Source organism: Arthrobacter sp. TMT4-20, from assembly GCF_054510775.1.
The window spans coordinates 1-17,458 of record NZ_JBTNDW010000008.1; the positions used below are offsets into that span (position 1 = coordinate 1).

Genomic DNA, 17,458 nt, shown 5'->3' on the forward strand with positions numbered 1-17,458 from the left:
GGGCTCATACTCAGGCCCCTAAAGTGTCGCCGATGTCCCGACTCACCGGCGGGTATCAACTGTCGCCCATGTCGCGACTCATGTGTCGCCTATGTCCTGAACCTAGACACCCCCTCGCGCACGGTTTAGACCCCCGGTCATCCGGGGGTCTTTCTCGTTAACGAGAAGTTGTGGGAGTAGTTCCGGGTTCTCGGGGACGGCAGCTACTGAAAGTCTCGCGACTTTGTGGTCGCCTTCATTGTCAACACCTCAAACTTGTCAGCCACAATATTGACTATTCCTTCCGTGGAGCGCTCCAGCATGCCCCGGACCAGGACACCGCTTGCTTCCCGGGCAATGCGCCGGTATCGCTGCCACACCCCCACAGAGCAGATGACGTTCACCAGCCCTGTTTCATCTTCCAGATTCATGAAGGTGATTCCGCTTGCCGTGGCGGGTCGCTGCCGGTGAGTAACCACACCACCAACCTCCACCCTGCGTCCTGGCTCAGCCTGCAGCAGGTCAGCTGCAGTCAAAACACCGCGTTTGACCAGAGTTGCTCTGATGTGACGAACCGGGTGATCGTCGGGTGTGATGCCAGTTGACCAGAGGTCTGAGGCTACCCGGTCTGCAGCAGTGAGGTCGGGGAATAGCGGTGGCTGGATGTAGACAGTGGTGCCTTTCAGTTGGCCCGCTCGCTCAGTGGCTGCCGGGCCGGCATTCCAAAGAGCCTCCCGCTCTGTAAGCCCCATTGATTCGAAGGCTCCAGCAGCTGCCAGGGACTCAAGTTGGCTGGAGTTGAGTTCAGTGCGCCGTGCCAGATCTGCCATATCCGCATAGCCGCCATTGGCGATGCGCTCGGAAACAATTTGTTCTGCAACACGAGTCCCAATTGACTGGACGCTGTCCAGACCCAGCCGGACTGCGAAGTGGGCATCCCTTCGGTGCAGTGTCGAATCAAAGGGGATGGACCTGTCAAAAGGACCTACGGGGGGCTGATTCTGGTGGCAGCAGGAATCCATGCCTGTAGCTTGTCCGGTGGAGGAGTTCGCAGGTCCAGTGAGAGGCTCAAGATCCGCGTGAATTCCTGAAAGCAGCAGGTCCGGCCGGTGTACCTTCACCCCGTGACGGCGGGCATCGGCAACAAGGGTCTGCGGTGAGTAGAAGCCCATAGGCTGGGCCCGCAACAGTGAGGCAAGGAATGCCCCGGGATAGTGAAGTCTCAGCCAGGCACTGACGTAGACCAGTAAGGCGAAGCTGATGGAGTGGCTCTCAGCGAAACCGAAATTAGCGAAGGCCTGGATCTTGAGGTAAATCGAATCGGCTGTCTCTCCGGTGATGCCGTTTGATGCCATCCCCGCGTACAGCTTGTCCCGCAACGTATCAATGCGTTCAAGACCACGTTTGGACCCCATCGCCCGGCGCAACTGATCAGCATCTGCTCCGGAGCAATTCCCCACCACCATTGCCATCTGCATGAGCTGTTCCTGAAACAGGGGTACCCCAAGGGTCCTTTCCAACACCGGTTCCAGTTTGGGGTGGAGGTAGGTGACCGGCTCTTCCCCCAGTTTGCGTTTAATGAAGGGGTGTACAGCGCCACCCTGAATGGGGCCGGGCCGGACCAGGGCTACTTCTATCACCAGGTCATAAAACCTTCGGGGTTGCAGACGGGGGAGCATCCCCATTTGAGCTCGGCTTTCCACCTGGAACACCCCAATGGAATCGGCGAAGCAAAGCATGTCGTAGACGCCCTGCTCCTCCTTTGGAATGGTGTGCAGATCCCAGGACTCACCAAAGTGTTTCTCCGCGAGGTCGAAGTTGTATTGGATGGCTGCAAGGATGCCCAGCCCCAACAAGTCGAACTTCACCAATCCCATCCAGGCGCAATCGTCCTTGTCCCACTGCAGGACAGTGCGGTCTTCCATTCGTCCATGTTCAATGGGACAGACTTCGCCTACCGGCCGATCGGTAAGCACCATCCCGCCGGAATGAATCCCAAGATGTCGAGGAAACTTGAGGACACTCTGGGCAAGGTGAACGACTGCTTCCGGGATGTCATGATCGTCACTGGACACGAGGCCACCCCAACGTTCAATCTGCTTGGACCAGGCATCCTGCTGTCCTGGGCTGTGGCCGAGGGCCTTGGCCATGTCACGAACAGCAAATTTTGGCCGGTAGGTGATCACATTGGCCACCTGGGCGGCATTGAATCGTCCGTATTTGTTGTACACATACTGGATGACTTCCTCCCGGCGATCGGAATCGAAGTCGACGTCAATGTCCGGTTCCTCGTCCCGCATGCTGGAGAGAAAACGTTCAAATGGCAGGTTGTACAGAATCGAATCAACTGCTGTGATCTCCAGCAGATAGCAGACTGCGGAGTTCGCTGCCGAACCGCGGCCCTGACAGAGGATGCCTTTGCTCCGCGCAAAGTGAACCAGGTCGTGAACAATCAGGAAGTAGCCCGGGAAATTCTTGCTCTCAATAACCTCCAGTTCCTTTTCGATCCGCTCCACCACGTCACGCCGGCCTGGATAAAACTTGTCTGCACCTTGCCACACCAGTTTCCGCAAATAGCTCATCTGGGTGTGACCGTCGGGGAGGGCAAGATTAGGCAAACCCGGTTTGACGCTCCGCAACCTGAACGCCAGATCGTCGGCGAGGTCCACAGTCCGTTCGATAGCACCGGGATAGGCAGCGAACCTGGCAGCCATTTCAGCCCCACTACGAAGATGAGCTGAACCTGCCGCGGGTAACCAACCATCCATTTCATCAAGGCTTCTCCTGGCGCGCACCGCAGCCAGAGCCGTAGCTAGCCGATGCTGTTCAGGTGAGGCATAGTGCACGTTGTTGGTGGCAATGACTGGGAGTTTCAACCCTGATGCCACTGACGCCAACGCATCGTTGATCGAACTATCCAGTGGGTTTCCCTGATCCGAGAGTTCAACGACAACGTTGTCCTTGCCAAACAGTTCAACCAACTGCCCGACGGCGTCTCGGGCCCCTAGCTCTCCATTGCGCACCAATGCTTGACGGACTGACCCTTTACGGCAGCCGGTGAGAATCAGCCAATTTCCTGACGCCTGTTCGGCCAGCCTTTCAAGGTTGTAGCGGGGCTTGCCTTTCTCGGCTCCTTCAGCCAATTGCGCTGCAGTGATGGCACCAGCCAACGTCCGGTATCCTTCGGTTCCGCGGGCCAGAATCAACAGATGGCTACCCTCGGGATCCGGTTCGCCATTTTGTGGTTTGGAAAGGTCCAAGGAGAGTTCAGTGCCATAGACAGTGCTCAATTGCGGGAACTTTTCTGCAGCTTCAGCGAGACGCACCACCCCGTACAATCCATCGTGATCGGTCAGCGCCAGTCCGTTCAGGCGCAACCGGTTGGCTTCCTCGACCAGTTGTTCCGGGCTGGAGGCACCATCCAGAAAACTGAAGTTCGAGTGGACATGCAGTTCCGCGTAGGGAACCAGCGGACCACCTGGTTCGGGGGGCGTCGTGGTAGGCAAACGGTATGGCTGCCGTTTCGGTGACCATGCGGGACTATCACCACCATCAGCTCCAGCAGGTGGTGCACCGGGCCTGCTTCGATCGGAGAGGGTCCGCTCAAATTCTGACCACGAGATCGGGGGGTTACTCCACCCCACAGTGGCCTCCCGTTTTCCATAAGGTGATGGCTGCTCTAGTCATAGCTGGCTTCTGCCCACCACTGGTGGTCTTCCAGGAGTAATAGCCAGGCAGCACCCGTCTCATCCACCAGTTGAAAACGGTTGAGAGCCCGCCCTGAGGAGTCCCACCACCGTTCGTTGATGGGCCATGGTCCGGCCCAGTGATGTACCAGGCGCTGCTTGGCGGGTGAACCTGGTGGTGTGAATTGCGCTGGCGCACGGGTGAGCATTCCTCGAGTGTCAACGTCAACGCTGTGACCACTATCGTCGATCACACGCACTTCACGAGGGGAGTCAAAGACTGTAGCTGGTGCTGGTCCGGGCAACTTGCCGGGCCAGGGCAACTGCCGGGCAGCCCTCACCGCTATTGGATTGCTGCCTGAAGAATCCCCCCACGGAATGAGCACTCTGCGATCTTTGAGCATCCGGCCACCAGCAATCATCGCGGTCAGTACGGCTCCATGACCCAACATGCCTTGGACGCGGGCCAACCCGTTGTGGACGCCTTCGTCAGGTCCGGTACCCCACAGGCCATCAGCATGGTCGCCTAGATCCTCGACAGTGTCAGGAATGGTTTGCACTCGGGTGATACCTGATTGAAGACCATGTTCAATCAGTCCGCCACCCTGCAGTTGCCACCTAACCCGATCAAGAATGTCATCGGCATCGAACCATCGTGGATGACGCCACAACCGGTCTGAAACTTCACCGGATTCAGAGTGCAACACCACCCTGACCACTGTGCAAACCAGGCCGGAATCACGCAACCGGTCCACGAATCGGTCCGCGGAGGTGCGGAAAGCAAACGCCAACTGATCAATTCGTACCAAGGCTGGTTCGAAGTCAACAAGGACGTCCAGTTCTGGTGGTGGCTTACGCACCACCACTGAGTGATGATCAAGTCCGCTGGCCTTCCGATGGGCGATTGCACCTTCAACGCCGAACCGGTTCCTAACGTCTCCAGCAGCAAGCGCTGAAAAGTCACCGAGTGTCTTGATCCCCAATCGTCGCAACAAAACTGCGAGTTTTGGTTCGGCCAACACGTCCAGCGGAAAAGAGCTCAAAAACTGGGCTGATTCGCTAGGTGGAACAACCCAGATGGCGTCCTGTTCAGCGCCCTCCAACACCTCAGTGGCACGGGCTGCATGCTCTGCAGCGAACGGTGAATCAGCAACACCGATCCTGGCGTTGGTTAGTCCAAGGGTCGAGAGAGTGGAGAGCAGAACCGATGCCGCTGCGGTTTCACCGCCGTAATACCGGCTCGGCCCCTGTGCAGGGATGGCGCATAAACCAGGGCGTAACAGTTGAACTCCGGGCATAATCTTTTCAATTGCTGAGACCACAGGTTCAAAAACCCGTTCATCGAGGGCAGGGTCGTATTGCTCAACGAGGAGGTCAGCACACCGTGCCTGAGCCTCACGGACCCTGAGCCTGCGTTTTACACCTTCAGACCGCGCCGCTGGTGAACAGGCATAGACCTCACCTTTATCGACCAGGGCTAGTGATGCATCGATAGGGAGGTTCAGCTCGCGCAGGGCAGCAGCGATGGGCCAGTCGGGGCACCAGAGCATCATGATCCTGGTGGCACCCTGCTTGAGTGTTTGAGAGGGTGTTTGCAGCTTCATCAAGCGCCAACCACCTGGGGGACGAAGCGCTGATCAATAGTCCTGCTGTCAGCAGTATTGAGTTGAGGCCAGGTGCGTTGCTGAAGTTCAGTGAGTGAAAGTTCAGAGCTCCTTGACCTACCGTTGTTCCCTTTGGCAGTGACTTTCAACCTGCGGGTTTGCAAATGACCTGATCCGGTTCCCAACCCGCCCCACTGATTGTCGGAGACACTGAGTACCGCCTCACTCTGTGGCCAGGCTCCGATGGTAATGAGCGCTGCTCCCCGTTGCCTTAACCGTGCCCGCAGCCGAGCAGCATCGGTGCTGGTAATAGTTGCCGGCGCGGTGGTCAAAATGATTGACACCACATCCACCATTGCCGCAGTCACAGTGAGCCACTGGCCGTCGAGGTGGGGGATAAGAATAAGACGGTCTAGATCAATGCCCAGATTTGCTGCAGCTTCTACATTGAAATCAGGGATACCTATCACGCTGCACCACGCGCCTGAACCCGAGGGGCCAGCAAGCAATGCCATTGCCAGCGTGGTGGAGTTCTCAACCGAGTAAGCCGCTCCCGCCATCAATCCTCCACCGGGAAGGATCCGTCCCAGAGCGGGAATGGTGGGTAAACGCCGTGAGCCCAACCGGCTTCCCTGCATCTGATTGATCTTTTCCTGCAACCCCGACTCGCTGCGCAGCTGACCAGCAAGTTCAGGTACCAGCAGGTCCTGATCCAGGGTGGTGCCCGGGGACATCCGGGGGCTTATTGCTAGTGCAGTCACCCCTTAATATTCGAAGATATGTTCGATTAAGTCAATCGGTTGTTTTGGTCCTCAGGCACCCCGGGAATGAGGTTTGAAGCTACCCCGGAGTACCCTATCCTCATGTGCGGACGTTTTGTGGTGGCGGGATCTGACCGGGACCTGATAGACCTATTTGACGTTGATTTCGTGGATAAGGATCTACCTGAGCCTTCCTACAATGTGGCGCCCACTGACACCGTGAGACTTCTCATGGAACGACTCGACGACACAGGTGAAACACCCACTAGGCGGCTCACCACAGCACGGTGGGGGCTGGTACCTTCCTGGATGAAAGACCCCAAAAAAGGTCCCCCCTTGATCAATGCCCGGGCCGAGACCATCCTTGAGAAACCATCCTTCCGCACCGCTGCCTCCCGGCGCAGGGGCATCGTGATGGCCAACGGGTATTACGAGTGGGAGAAGGGTCCCGAGGGTAAAATTCCCACCTACCTCCACGGCCAAACCAGCGACATGCTAGCTTTCGCCGCCTTATACGAATACTGGCCGGATCCAACCCTTCCCGAGGACCATCAGGACAAGTGGTTGCGCAGTTGCACCATTATCACCACGACCGCCAGCGACACCCTCGGTCATATTCATGACCGGACACCACTCATCCTTCCAGCAGACCTGTATTCAGACTGGCTTAACCCAAAAATGACCGGTAGTTCCGACGTGCAGGCACTGATTGACGCCATTCCGGAACCGAAACTTGTCCCCCGGGTAGTTGGCAACGCCGTCGGATCGGTCCGCAACAATGGGCCCCAACTAATCGAACCAGTTGCCTCTTGAGAACTACATCTACCCGGGACTTTTCGGTCCTCGTGATCAGCGCCAACCGCGATAAACATCTCGCGAACCTTGTGATTGGGTTGAATCGTTCAACCCGTACGCCTGCAGAGCTGGTCGTTGTGTATATGGGTCAGCCCAACCCCACTCCACTGGACACCGCAATCCCATTACGTCTGGTTCATCTTCCGGCATCCGGGTCTGGGACTTTGAACCTTGCGGCTGCACGGAATGCCGCCGCCGCAGCGGCTTCCACTGATACTTTGGTTTTTCTGGATGTTGACTGCATACCTGCCACCAGGCTCTGTGAAACCTTGATGCGGGACCTCGATAGTTTGGGTGGTCTGGTGATGGCCCAACCCCGCTATCTAAGCGAGGCCGGGTTTCCGATGGATGACTGCGACGCCGGACTAATGCGTGCCTCGATCCCGCACCATGCCCGCACCATGTTGGCACCCGCTGATGGCGAGCCCCCCGCCGCAACTGAGAAGTATGAGCTGTTTTGGTCTCTGGGTTTCGCGGTAGCGGCCGACGATTTCACCCTGATAGGCGGGTTTGATGAATCCTTCACTGGGTACGGCGGGGAAGACACCGACTTTTCCTTCACTGCCCGTGAGAGGGGGGTCATCCTTTCCTTCTCAGCCGCCACCATGTTCCACCAGCATCATGGGGTCACCAGCCCACCCCTGCAGCACTTCACTGACATAGTTGCCAATAGCCTGGTGTTTCACCACAAATGGGGACTGTGGCCAATGACCGGATGGCTGTCGGCCTTTGCGGCCGCCGGGTACATCGGCTGGACTGCCGATGCTGAGGGAATCGATGTACTGAAGCACCCCACTGACGACGACGTTGCTGCCGCTCGCGTGAATGCGCCCTACTAGATACCATCCGATCCAGAACCTGCCGAGTCTGACCCAGTCAACTAAGAGCCAGCTCCCGACGCTTTCGACACCAGATCCAACAACCCCACCTTGAAACTCTCCTGACTGACGAACAAGGCCTTCCGCAGGGCGTTCGCATCCGATGCCGCCGCCTGGCGGAGGAGATCCGGCCAGCTGACATCCGACCAGCTCTCAGCCATTGGAATCCCCGCTGTGATGGCCAACGCCCGCGCAAAGGCGGCCTGCTCACCGAACGGTCTTTCCTCCGGCACCAGGATGGTGGGGCGACCAGCTGCGGCCGCCGCTGCAACGGCGTGGTACCCCGCGGAGGTGATGATGATGTCTGCGGCGGCGAGTTCCTGGGCGGGATCCTTCAGAACGCCAAGCAGGCGAACATTGGGCGGCAGCTCAATGCTCCCGGTGCTCAGCCCTGCCACGTTCCATTGCCAGGAGGGGCAGGATCGAGCGGCCTGGACAAGATCACCGAGATTTACACCGTTGCCACCCAGACTGGTCTGCACAGTGATGATCCTGCCGCCTGGCTTTGCCGAATCTGTCTCAGCGCCGCCGGTAGGTGAAAGCATCCCCAGATACTGGGTCCGATGCCCAAATGCCTCGAGATAGGAGGATTCCTCAAGGCGTCGGGGGTAGTAGGCAACCAGCTCAGAAGCTGACGCATAGGCCAGCTCATGCACTGCATCGGAGCGATCCCCGGGCATGCGCCGGTAGATGACGGGATACCCACAGAGCCGGGCGAAGATTGCCGCCTCGGCCGAAACATCAATAATGATTACCTGCGGATCAAAGTCTCGCCATGCAGCATGCAGCTCGGCGAATCGGTGCCTGATCGCTGAATTGATGGGCGTGTAATGCAGAAATGGTTCCTCGGGTGTCGGGTATGGCTCGCCGTCGGGCCCGGTGTCAGTCGTGAGCTGGGCAAACCGGGTATGCGGAACTGTCCTGAGTCCGGCGGGTTCGGTGGATCCAGTGACCAACAGATCGACAACCTGCAAGCGCGCGATGTTCAGGGCGTGGCGCAGGTGTCCCGAACCGTGGTGGTGGGTGTAGTAGGCCACGCGGGGGAGAGTCGTCATGGGGACAATACGGGGGACGACACGGGGGACAACACGGGAATCAACACTGGCCTAGGATGCCAGCATCTCAGAGTCGGAGAGTATGTCCTGATTCACCAGTTCACCGAGGTGCTGCTCATAGTTGGCAATCATCACGCCGGCTGCAAACCGTGCCGCAGAAGCCCGAACCGCGGTGCTGTCCGCTCTGCGCGCCTGTTCAATTGCCAAGGCAAGGTCTGCAGCAGAGAACCCGCCTGCCACTACTCCGCCGCGCTGGTCAATAATCTCAGCCATCGCACCGCAGGGAAGCGCCGCCACTGGCGTGCCGCATGCCATGGCTTCGACTGTGGTTAGCCCGAACGGTTCCGCCCACAACGGTGAAGCAATAAAGACGGTCCCGGAGCTGAGGAAAGACGCCAGCTGGCCATGGTTCAGGTGACCTACGTGCTGAACTGATTCGCTCAGTAACGGCGCAATGGTTCGGGTGAAGTAGTCCTGATCACTAATGGGTCCGGCAAAGCGGATCCGCATTCCGGCGAGGGATGCGGCCTCGATCGCAACGTGCAACCCTTTTTCGGGGGTAATCCTGCCGGCCCAGACTGCCGTGTTGGAGCGCCGGCGGGTCAGTACTCCTGCATGCCATTCATCGAGCCGGATCCCGTTGTGAACAATGCTGATGTCGTCGAGGTGGTTCCGCCACTGCCGTGCATTGGCCGCTGAAACGCTGACAAACCGTTGCCGAGGCGAGGGGCGGTAGCCGGATGCCTCGAAGACGGCAGTCACCCGCGGTAGCGGAGGGGTATGGAGAATGGTCAACATGGGGGCTGTGGGCGGATCAGCATGAGGTAGCGGGCTGAGGGAGTTGTTGATGACGACGTCGAAATTGCCTTCGTCAATCAGGTTCAGGGTGGTGTTGTGAGCATCATCCAGGTGGCGTGTCTGCGCGTCACGGGCTGGGCCCTCGGGATGCTTGGCGAAGTGGAACCCGGCGTCAAGCACGGGCACCACGGTGCCTGTGGTGTGGCTGCCACCCTTGGCGAAAAGAGTGACCGAGTGTCCACGAGCCGTGAGTTCTTCAGTCAACAGCGCAGTATGCATTTCCAGTCCACCCGGAAATGGGCTGGCAATGGGGTGGTGCAGGTGGGCCATCACGGCAATGTTGAGCGGTTGTGCATGAAGCATAATAGTAAGTATGCTTCATTCCCGCGAAAAGTCGACACGGCCTAGCTGGTTTAGCCTACTGGTCGGCCTTCTCGGCATGCAGATTCTTGGTGATCAGATCCTGTTTGCGGACTGCCGCATGGGTCGAGCGTTCAGCTACCAACCAGGCCGGGGGCTCCTGTAGCAGCGCGGTGATGTCCGGCGTCGTAAGCGGTTCGGTGACCCCGCCACGAGCCAGACCGCTGATGGAAATGCCCAATTTCTGAGCCACCACTGGGCGGGGGTGCGGTCCGTTGCGGCGGAGCTCCGCGAGCCATTCCGGCGGATTCTGCTGCAGTTCGTTGAACTCCGCGCGGGTAACGTCGTTGTCCTGGAACTCTTGAGGAGAGGCTGGCAGGTAGATTCCCAGTTTCTTGGCCGCTGTGGCGGGTTTCATGGTCTGGGGGCTTTTTGCGGGGGTCATTCCTTAACCCTAGCTGCCCCCGCCGACCGTCAACCGCGTCTGGTGCGCATTTTTGCAAAGAACCCGGCAAGCTCTGCAGTCGCGGTCAGTGGCAGCACCTGAGCTACATACTGATCCGGGCGAACGACGACGACGACGCCGTCCCGGCTTACGCCCCGCAGGTCGAAGATATCCTCGGCAGGGTTAACGCCGAAGACCTTTTCCAGATAGTTGAGCTTGAAGGGTCCAACCTGCGGTTTGAACACAGCAGGAACGGCGGTGATGTCCAGGCTTTGGTGATCTTGCTGGTAGATCACCCTGACATCGAACCACGCGTCCTGGTCAGCACCCACGGGAGTTGCAGCGAGGGGTGACTCTGGTGAATTGGCGAGCCATTCCGCGAAGGTGGCCACCTTCGATGGTGCACCTGGCAGCGGTTCATCAGCGAAAACGTAGACGCGCCAACGTCCGTCGGCCGTCGCCTGGTGGCCCAGGTGAAGCAGATTGGTGTCGCAAACGCGGGCGACCTGCGCGGACTTGAACCGTTTGCCGATGGGGAACCCGGTGGCGAGTTCCTGATGGGTGGCCTGGCCGACGATGATGGATGGCTGGTACTCGGTCATGAATCCGGCGGGAAATTCCATGGTGCTGGTGTAAAAGTTTTCGAGTTCCGTGGGGTCCTCAAAGTCTTCTGGTTTTTTGGCCATCAACGAAGACCACTGCTTGTCGAAGTCAATCAGGTTCTTGGCTACTACCTGGCGTTCGGCGGAATAGGTGGAGAGCAGGCTCTCAGCACTGCGGCCCTCCAGGACATGTCCGAGTTTCCAGGCGATATTGAATCCGTCCTGCATCGAGACGTTCATTCCCTGGCCCGCCTTGGCGCTGTGGGTGTGGCAGGCGTCCCCGGTGATGAAGACCCGGGGTGTTCGGGTGCCGACCTCCTCGGGGAGGACGTCGTCGAAGCGGTCCGTCAGGCGGTGGCCGACTTCATAGACGCTATGCCAGGCGACGTTGCGGACGTCGAGGGTGTAGGGGTGGAGGATCGCGTTGGCCTTCTCGATGATTTCAGCAATCGTGGTGCTGCGGATTTCCCCTTTGGTGTGCGTATCGACATCACCCAGATCCACATACATGCGGAAGAGGTGACCACCCTCGCGGGGAATGAGGAGGATACTCCCGCCAGTACCGGACTGAATGGCGCACTTCAGCCGAATGTCTGGGAAGTCGGTGACGGCAAGAACGTCCATGACCCCCCACGCGTGATTCGCCGCGTCGCCGGCGAGCGTGCAGCCGATGGCGCTGCGGACCTTGCTCCGGGCACCATCGGCGCCAATCACGTACTTGGCCCTGACCGACCGCTGCGTTCCTTCGAGCGGCCCAGCGGTATGGGCGAGGGTGACAGCAACGGGATATTCGCCCTCGTTGGCAACATCGAGCCCGATGAAGTCCAGGCCGTAGTCAGGCTTCATCCGGGTAGGGGAGTTTGCCATGAACTCGGCAAAATAATCGAGGACCCGCGCCTGATTGACGATCAGGTGCGGAAATTCGCTGACCCCTGCCGGGTCATCGAGAGGGCGGGCGGTCCGGACAATCCGGGCGGGATCTGCGGGGTCCGGTTTCCAGAACGCCATCTCGGTGATCCGGTATGCCTCGGCGGTAATACGCTCGGCGAAACCAAACGCCTGGAACGTCTCAACACTTCGGGCCTGGATGCCATCTGCCTGACCAATCGCTAGCCGTCCGGGACGGCGCTCCACAATGCGCGTAGTGATCTCCGGGAACTGGGAGAGCTGGGCGGCCGCGAGCATTCCGGCTGGGCCGCTGCCGACAATCAGGACGTCAACCTCGTCGGGCAGTTCGTCCGGCCGATCGATACCGACGCCGGACGCTACCTGGACGCGGGGGTCACCTGATACGTAGCCGTGATGGTGAAAATGCACGGTCTTCCTCGCTCACTTCGTTGTGAAAGTTCTTTATTTGAACACGTAATCCGATAATCGAATGACGCTGCTCACACTGTACGACGGGTATGACCAGCGACACAACGGGTGCCATGATCATGGACTCTTGACGTGGTGCCGGTCACAGTGGGTAGTATATCGTATACGATTTCGTACATTGGGAATCGGAGAGAGAGTTCGACGACGACGAGGAGCGCGATATGACGATGGAGTCCACGACCGAGGCCGTGAGTGCCGAACTGCTGGCCCGCACCCGGAAGGTGATTGCGGTTCACATCAACTACCCCAGCCGTGCCGCGCAGCGAGGACGTATTCCACTGCAGCCTTCCTACTTCCTGAAACCCTCCTCGTCCCTCTCGCTCGGATCGCTTGAGACGCCCGGTGTCGTTGTACGTCCGCTGGGCTGTGAGCTGCTCGGCTACGAGGGCGAAATCGCTCTCATTATTGGCACAACCGCCCGCAGGGTTAGCCCTGCTCAGGCGTGGGGCCACGTCCAATGGGTGACCGCCAGCAACGACCTGGGTGTTTACGACCTCCGCTACGCCGACAAGGGTTCAAACGTTCGCTCCAAAGGTGGCGACGGATTCACCCCGGTTGGGCCACGTTTGATTCCAGCGAATGACATCGATCCCACTGCACTGCGGGTGCGCACCTGGCACAACGAGGAACTCGTCCAGGACGACACCACTGAGGACCTGCTGTTTCCCTTCGCCCAGCTGGTCGCCGATCTGTCACAGCTCCTCACCCTGGAGGTAGGGGACATTATTTTGACCGGCACCCCGGCCGGTGCGTCGGTGGCGAATCCGGACGACATGGTAGACATCGAGGTCACCGCCGGTGCCTACAGCAGCGGGCGACTCAGGACCTGCGTGGCGGAGGGAACGACGCCGTTCGCTGACTTCGGCGCTCAACCCAAAGCCGATGACACTCAGCGGGAAGAAGCCTATGGGTCACGCGAGGCAGCCGGGCTGGAACCGGTAAGCCACGCGCTGGCACCTGAATTGAAGAAGAAGCTGGAGGGCATCGCCACCGCAACGCTGTCCTCACAGCTGCGCAAGCGTGGGTTGAACAATGTGAGCATTGATGGGTTGCAGGCAACCCGCCCTGACCGCCGAGTGGTGGGGCTGGCCCGCACCCTCCGGTTCGTCCCCAACCGGGAGGATCTCTTCACCACCCACGGTGGTGGTTTCAACGCCCAGAAACGCGCCATTGACTCGGTGAACGACGGCGAAATTCTCGTCATGGAGGCGCGGGGCGAAAAGGGTACCGGCACGGTGGGGGACATTCTGGCCATGCGAGCCCAGGTCCGGGGAGCGGCCGCCATCATTACTGATGGTGGCGTTCGTGACTATTCGGCTGTTGCTGATCTCGACATGCCAACCTACTTCGCCAACCCCCACCCGGCTGTCCTGGGTCGACGCCACATCCCATGGGACACCGATATCACCATCGCGTGCGGCGGAACGACCGTCCAGCCAGGGGACATCATCGTGGCCGACTCGGACGGCATTCTCGTCATCCCGCCGGCACTTGCTGAGGAACTCGTGGAGGACTGCATCCTGCAAGAGCAGGAAGAGAGGTTCATCCTCGAAATGGTCAAGCAGGGAAGCGGTGTGGACGGGCTTTACCCAATGAATGCCGACTGGAGGGCGAAATACGTGCAGTGGGTCGCCGACGGAGCAACACGTGGCTGACGCCGTCGTCGCACCGTCACTCGAGACCAGTGGCGGGGCCAGGCGCGGTGATGTCGAACCGGGAAGTAAGTCCGAGCGGGCCTACACCTCGATCAAATCCCGCATCATCGAAGGCTCCTTTTCACCCGGATACCGGCTGGTGCTAGCGAAAATCGCTGAGGATCTTGGCTTCAGTGTGGTCCCGGTCCGGGAGGCAATCAGGCGGTTGGAGGCTGAAGGTCTTGTGACGTTTGAACGCAACGTCGGTGCCACCGTCTCCGGGATTGACCCCACCGAGTACTTGTATACGATGCAGACTCTGAGCATCATCGAGGGGGCGGCGACGGCCCTGTCCGCACCGCTGATCGATTCGGTGGCGGTAGCCCGGGCGCGCGCGGTCAACGCCCAGATGCGAGAGTGCCTTGACCATTTCGACCCGGTCCGTTTCACGGCACTGAACCAGGACTTTCACAGCATCTTGTTTGAGCATTGCCCCAATCCGCACATCCTTGATCTGGTGCACCGCGGCTGGAACCGGCTGGCGGCGCTCCGGTCGTCCACGTTCAGGTTCGTTCCTGGGCGCGCCAAGGAATCTGTCCTGGAACACGAGGCGCTGCTGCAGCTCATCGAATTGGCGGCCAACGCCGACACCATCGAGCACGCCGCCCGCCGTCACCGCTCCGCAACCCTGGACGCCTACCTTGCGCAGGCCTCTGCTCCCATCGAATAAGCTCCACCAAATAGTCAGGAAGAAAACCATGACGTCCACCGTCCCTGAAACCACCCACTATGTACCGCAGGACCTGCCCACCCACATCCAGCACTACATCAACGGAAAGTTTGTCGATTCCGTCAGTGGGAAGACCTTCGACGTGCAGGACCCGGTGTCCAACACCAACTACGCCACCGCTGCCGCTGGGCAGAAGGAAGACATTGACCTCGCGGTCGCCGCTGCACGCGAGGCATTCGTCAACGGCCCGTGGCCGCGGATGAAACCCCGCGAGCGAGCCCGGGTTCTCAACAAAATCGCCGACGCCGTTGAGGCGCAGGAGTCCCGCCTGGCCGACCTGGAGAGCTTCGACACCGGGTTGCCCATCACCCAGGCGAAGGGCCAGGCTCTGCGTGCAGCCGAGAACTTCCGTTTTTTCGCTGACCTCATCGTGGCTCAGTTCGACGACGCCATGAAAGTCCCGGGTTCCCAGATCAACTACGTGAACCGGAAGCCGATCGGCGTCGCCGGACTGATCACCCCCTGGAACACTCCGTTCATGCTCGAATCCTGGAAACTCGCACCGGCACTGGCCACCGGCAACACCGTGGTCCTCAAGCCCGCCGAATTCACGCCGCTCTCCGCCTCCCTGTGGGCCCAGATATTCAAAGACGCCGGCCTCCCCGACGGGGTGTTCAACCTGGTCAACGGCCTCGGCGAAGAAGCGGGTGATGCGCTGGTCAAGCACCCACAAGTCCCCCTGATTTCCTTCACCGGCGAGACGACCACCGGGCAGACCATCTTCCGTAATGCAGCCGAGAACCTCAAGGGGCTGTCCATGGAACTCGGCGGGAAGTCACCCTGCGTGGTCTTCGCCGATGCGGACCTGGACGCGGCGATCGATTCGGCGCTCTTCGGTGTTTTCTCCTTGAATGGTGAGCGTTGCACCGCCGGATCCCGCATTCTGGTGGAACGCGGCATCTACGACGAGTTCTGCGACAAATACGCGGCCCGGGCGAAGTCCATCGTCGTCGGCGATCCCCACGATCCCAGGACCGAGGTCGGCGCGCTGGTCCACCCAGAGCACTTCCAGAAGGTCGCCTCCTATGTAGAGATTGGGAAGTCGGAGGGGCGGCTGCTGGCTGGCGGAGGCCGGCCGGACCACCTGCCCGAGGGCAACTACATCGCACCGACCGTGTTCGCCGACGTCGCTCCTGAAGCACGCATTTTCCAGGAGGAGATCTTCGGCCCGGTCGTCGCCATCACCCCGTTTGAAGACGACGACGAAGCGCTGGCACTCGCGAACAACACCAAATACGGGCTCGCCGCCTACATTTGGACGCAGAACCTGACCCGCGCCCACAACTTCTCCCAAAACATTGAAGCTGGCATGGTCTGGCTCAACAGCCACAACGTTCGCGACCTTCGCACTCCATTTGGCGGCGTGAAAGCGTCGGGTCTGGGACATGAGGGCGGCTACCGGTCAATCGACTTCTACACCGACCAGCAGGCAGTTCATATCAGCCTCGGCGCTGTCCACACTCCGAAGTTCGGCAGCATCGACGACGCACCCAAGGGCTGACCCCCTTCCCCAGGCACCTCCCCCGCGCCCTGCTCAAAGAAGAGAGACCATCATGACAAACTTCGTCCCCACCCCCACTGCTCCGGCCCCCGACATTGTCCGTTGCGCCTACATGGAAATCGTCGTAACTGACCTCGTGAAGTCGCGTGAGTTCTACGTCGACGTCCTCGGTCTGCACGTCACCGAAGAAGACGACAACAACATCTACCTGCGCTCCCTTGAGGAGTTCATCCACCACAACCTGGTGTTGCGGAAGGGGCCGGTGGCCGCCGTCGCCGCCTTCGCCTACCGGGTCAAGTCGCCGGCGGAAGTGGACGCCGCCGAGGCGTATTACATGGAACTTGGTTGCCGGGTGGAGCGCCGAACGGAGGGGTTCACCAAGGGCATTGGCGATTCCGTCCGCGTCGAGGACCCACTTGGCTTCCCCTACGAATTCTTCTACGACGTCGAACATGTGGAGCGCCTCACCCAGCGCTACGACCTCTACTCTGCCGGCGAGCTGGTGCGCCTGGATCATTTCAACCAGGTCACCCCTGACGTACCGCGGGGACGCAAGTACCTCGAGGACCTCGGCTTCCGGGTCTCTGAGGACATCCAGGATTCCGATGGCGTGAGCTATGCGGTCTGGATGCACCGTAAACAGACGGTGCATGACACCGCACTGACCGGGGGTAACGGCCCACGGATGCACCACGTCGCCTTCGCCACCCATGAGAAGCACAACATCATCCAGATCTGCGACAAGATGGGCGCCCTGCGCATCTCGGACCGGATTGAACGCGGCCCCGGCCGGCACGGCGTGTCCAACGCTTTCTACCTCTACATCCTTGACCCGGACGGGCACCGCATCGAGATCTACACCCAGGATTACTACACCGGCGACCCGGACAACCCTACGGTCACGTGGGACGTCCACGACAACCAGCGCCGCGATTGGTGGGGCAACGCCGTCGTCCCCTCCTGGTACAGCGAAGCCTCGCTGGTCCTGGATCTCGATGGGAATCCCCAGCCCGTGATGGTGCGTGAGGAAAAGAGCGAAATGGCGGTGACGGTCGGTGCCGACGGGTTCTCCTACACCCGCAAAGACGATGATGGTGCCGAGCAGGGGTTCAAGTTGGGGGCGCAGCTGTAGC

Annotated in this window: 13 protein-coding genes and 1 pseudogene; 7 read left to right on the forward strand and 7 right to left on the reverse strand. The window is 59.9% G+C overall.

The features are described from left to right. Positions 1–203: 203 nt before the first annotated feature. The 3 genes from ACX80Z_RS09080 to ACX80Z_RS09090 are packed head-to-tail and all read right to left on the reverse strand — an operon-like array spanning position 204 to position 6,030. Positions 204–3,623: an error-prone DNA polymerase gene (locus ACX80Z_RS09080; protein ID WP_459315614.1), complete on the reverse strand. Its 3,420-nt coding sequence runs from the start codon at positions 3,621–3,623 to the stop codon at positions 204–206. A 35-nt stretch (positions 3,624–3,658) separates the two neighbouring features. Beyond that, positions 3,659–5,269: a DNA polymerase Y family protein gene (locus ACX80Z_RS09085; RefSeq protein ID WP_459315615.1), complete on the reverse strand. Its 1,611-nt coding sequence runs from the start codon at positions 5,267–5,269 to the stop codon at positions 3,659–3,661. Next, the gene (locus tag ACX80Z_RS09090; RefSeq protein ID WP_237742147.1) at positions 5,269–6,030 is read right to left on the reverse strand and encodes a hypothetical protein; all 762 of its coding nucleotides are present in this window, start codon (positions 6,028–6,030) and stop codon (positions 5,269–5,271) included. The genes ACX80Z_RS09085 and ACX80Z_RS09090 overlap by 1 nt, the downstream gene beginning before the upstream one ends. A gap of 102 nt (positions 6,031–6,132) precedes the next feature. Between ACX80Z_RS09090 and ACX80Z_RS09095 the strand changes: the two genes are divergently transcribed. The 3 genes and pseudogenes from ACX80Z_RS09095 (at position 6,133) to ACX80Z_RS09105 (ending at position 7,724) form a co-directional block, all read left to right on the forward strand. Beyond that, positions 6,133–6,843: an SOS response-associated peptidase gene (locus ACX80Z_RS09095; protein ID WP_459315616.1), complete on the forward strand. Its 711-nt coding sequence runs from the start codon at positions 6,133–6,135 to the stop codon at positions 6,841–6,843. Between the two features lie 125 nt (positions 6,844–6,968). Continuing rightward, a pseudogene (locus tag ACX80Z_RS09100) lies at positions 6,969–7,178 on the forward strand (glycosyltransferase); the annotation flags it as partial. 12 nt (positions 7,179–7,190) lie between these two features. Then, positions 7,191–7,724 carry a glycosyltransferase family 2 protein gene (locus ACX80Z_RS09105; RefSeq protein ID WP_459315765.1) on the forward strand — a complete coding sequence of 178 codons (534 nt, stop codon included), beginning with the start codon at positions 7,191–7,193 and terminating at the stop codon, positions 7,722–7,724. A gap of 41 nt (positions 7,725–7,765) precedes the next feature. Here ACX80Z_RS09105 and ACX80Z_RS09110 read toward each other — a convergent pair whose 3' ends face one another. Genes ACX80Z_RS09110 through ACX80Z_RS09125 form a run of 4 tightly spaced genes read right to left on the reverse strand, consistent with a single transcriptional unit; the run spans position 7,766 to position 12,340 of the window. Next, positions 7,766–8,818 carry a glycosyltransferase gene (locus ACX80Z_RS09110; RefSeq protein WP_459315617.1) on the reverse strand — a complete coding sequence of 351 codons (1,053 nt, stop codon included), beginning with the start codon at positions 8,816–8,818 and terminating at the stop codon, positions 7,766–7,768. Between the two features lie 51 nt (positions 8,819–8,869). After that, on the reverse strand, positions 8,870–9,979 hold the full coding sequence (locus ACX80Z_RS09115; protein WP_019482021.1) for a glycosyltransferase: 1,110 nt from the start codon (positions 9,977–9,979) through the stop codon (positions 8,870–8,872). 55 nt (positions 9,980–10,034) lie between these two features. Next, positions 10,035–10,421, reverse strand: coding sequence for a DUF5997 family protein (locus ACX80Z_RS09120; protein WP_026040977.1), 387 nt, complete (start codon positions 10,419–10,421; stop codon positions 10,035–10,037). Positions 10,422–10,450: 29 nt separating this feature from the next. Then, positions 10,451–12,340 (reverse strand): FAD-binding monooxygenase, encoded by a 1,890-nt coding sequence (locus ACX80Z_RS09125; protein ID WP_024476988.1) that lies wholly within the window; start codon positions 12,338–12,340, stop codon positions 10,451–10,453. A 221-nt stretch (positions 12,341–12,561) separates the two neighbouring features. Between ACX80Z_RS09125 and ACX80Z_RS09130 the strand changes: the two genes are divergently transcribed. The 4 genes from ACX80Z_RS09130 to hpaD are packed head-to-tail and all read left to right on the forward strand — an operon-like array spanning position 12,562 to position 17,457. Further along, the gene (locus ACX80Z_RS09130; RefSeq protein WP_024476989.1) at positions 12,562–14,055 is read left to right on the forward strand and encodes a fumarylacetoacetate hydrolase family protein; all 1,494 of its coding nucleotides are present in this window, start codon (positions 12,562–12,564) and stop codon (positions 14,053–14,055) included. Further along, the gene (locus ACX80Z_RS09135; protein ID WP_459315618.1) at positions 14,048–14,764 is read left to right on the forward strand and encodes a GntR family transcriptional regulator; all 717 of its coding nucleotides are present in this window, start codon (positions 14,048–14,050) and stop codon (positions 14,762–14,764) included. The genes ACX80Z_RS09130 and ACX80Z_RS09135 overlap by 8 nt, the downstream gene beginning before the upstream one ends. Before the next feature lie 28 nt (positions 14,765–14,792). Continuing rightward, positions 14,793–16,325 carry a 5-carboxymethyl-2-hydroxymuconate semialdehyde dehydrogenase gene (gene hpaE, locus ACX80Z_RS09140; RefSeq protein ID WP_459315619.1) on the forward strand — a complete coding sequence of 511 codons (1,533 nt, stop codon included), beginning with the start codon at positions 14,793–14,795 and terminating at the stop codon, positions 16,323–16,325. Between the two features lie 52 nt (positions 16,326–16,377). Continuing rightward, positions 16,378–17,457, forward strand: coding sequence for a 3,4-dihydroxyphenylacetate 2,3-dioxygenase (hpaD, locus tag ACX80Z_RS09145; RefSeq protein ID WP_459315620.1), 1,080 nt, complete (start codon positions 16,378–16,380; stop codon positions 17,455–17,457). Position 17,458: the final 1 nt, after the last annotated feature.

What these genes read in the sequence shown, in the direction of transcription:
- ACX80Z_RS09110 (WP_459315617.1), bottom strand. Translation starts at nt 8,818, where the DNA reads ATGACGACTCTCCCCCGCGTGGCCTACTACACCCACCACCACGGTTCG.
- ACX80Z_RS09120 (WP_026040977.1), bottom strand. Translation starts at nt 10,421, where the DNA reads ATGACCCCCGCAAAAAGCCCCCAGACCATGAAACCCGCCACAGCGGCC.
- ACX80Z_RS09105 (WP_459315765.1), top strand. Translation starts at nt 7,191, where the DNA reads ATGGCCCAACCCCGCTATCTAAGCGAGGCCGGGTTTCCGATGGATGAC.
- hpaD (WP_459315620.1), top strand. Translation starts at nt 16,378, where the DNA reads ATGACAAACTTCGTCCCCACCCCCACTGCTCCGGCCCCCGACATTGTC.
- ACX80Z_RS09095 (WP_459315616.1), top strand. Translation starts at nt 6,133, where the DNA reads ATGTGCGGACGTTTTGTGGTGGCGGGATCTGACCGGGACCTGATAGAC.
- ACX80Z_RS09085 (WP_459315615.1), bottom strand. Translation starts at nt 5,269, where the DNA reads ATGAAGCTGCAAACACCCTCTCAAACACTCAAGCAGGGTGCCACCAGG.
- ACX80Z_RS09130 (WP_024476989.1), top strand. Translation starts at nt 12,562, where the DNA reads ATGACGATGGAGTCCACGACCGAGGCCGTGAGTGCCGAACTGCTGGCC.
- ACX80Z_RS09115 (WP_019482021.1), bottom strand. Translation starts at nt 9,979, where the DNA reads ATGCTTCATGCACAACCGCTCAACATTGCCGTGATGGCCCACCTGCAC.
- hpaE (WP_459315619.1), top strand. Translation starts at nt 14,793, where the DNA reads ATGACGTCCACCGTCCCTGAAACCACCCACTATGTACCGCAGGACCTG.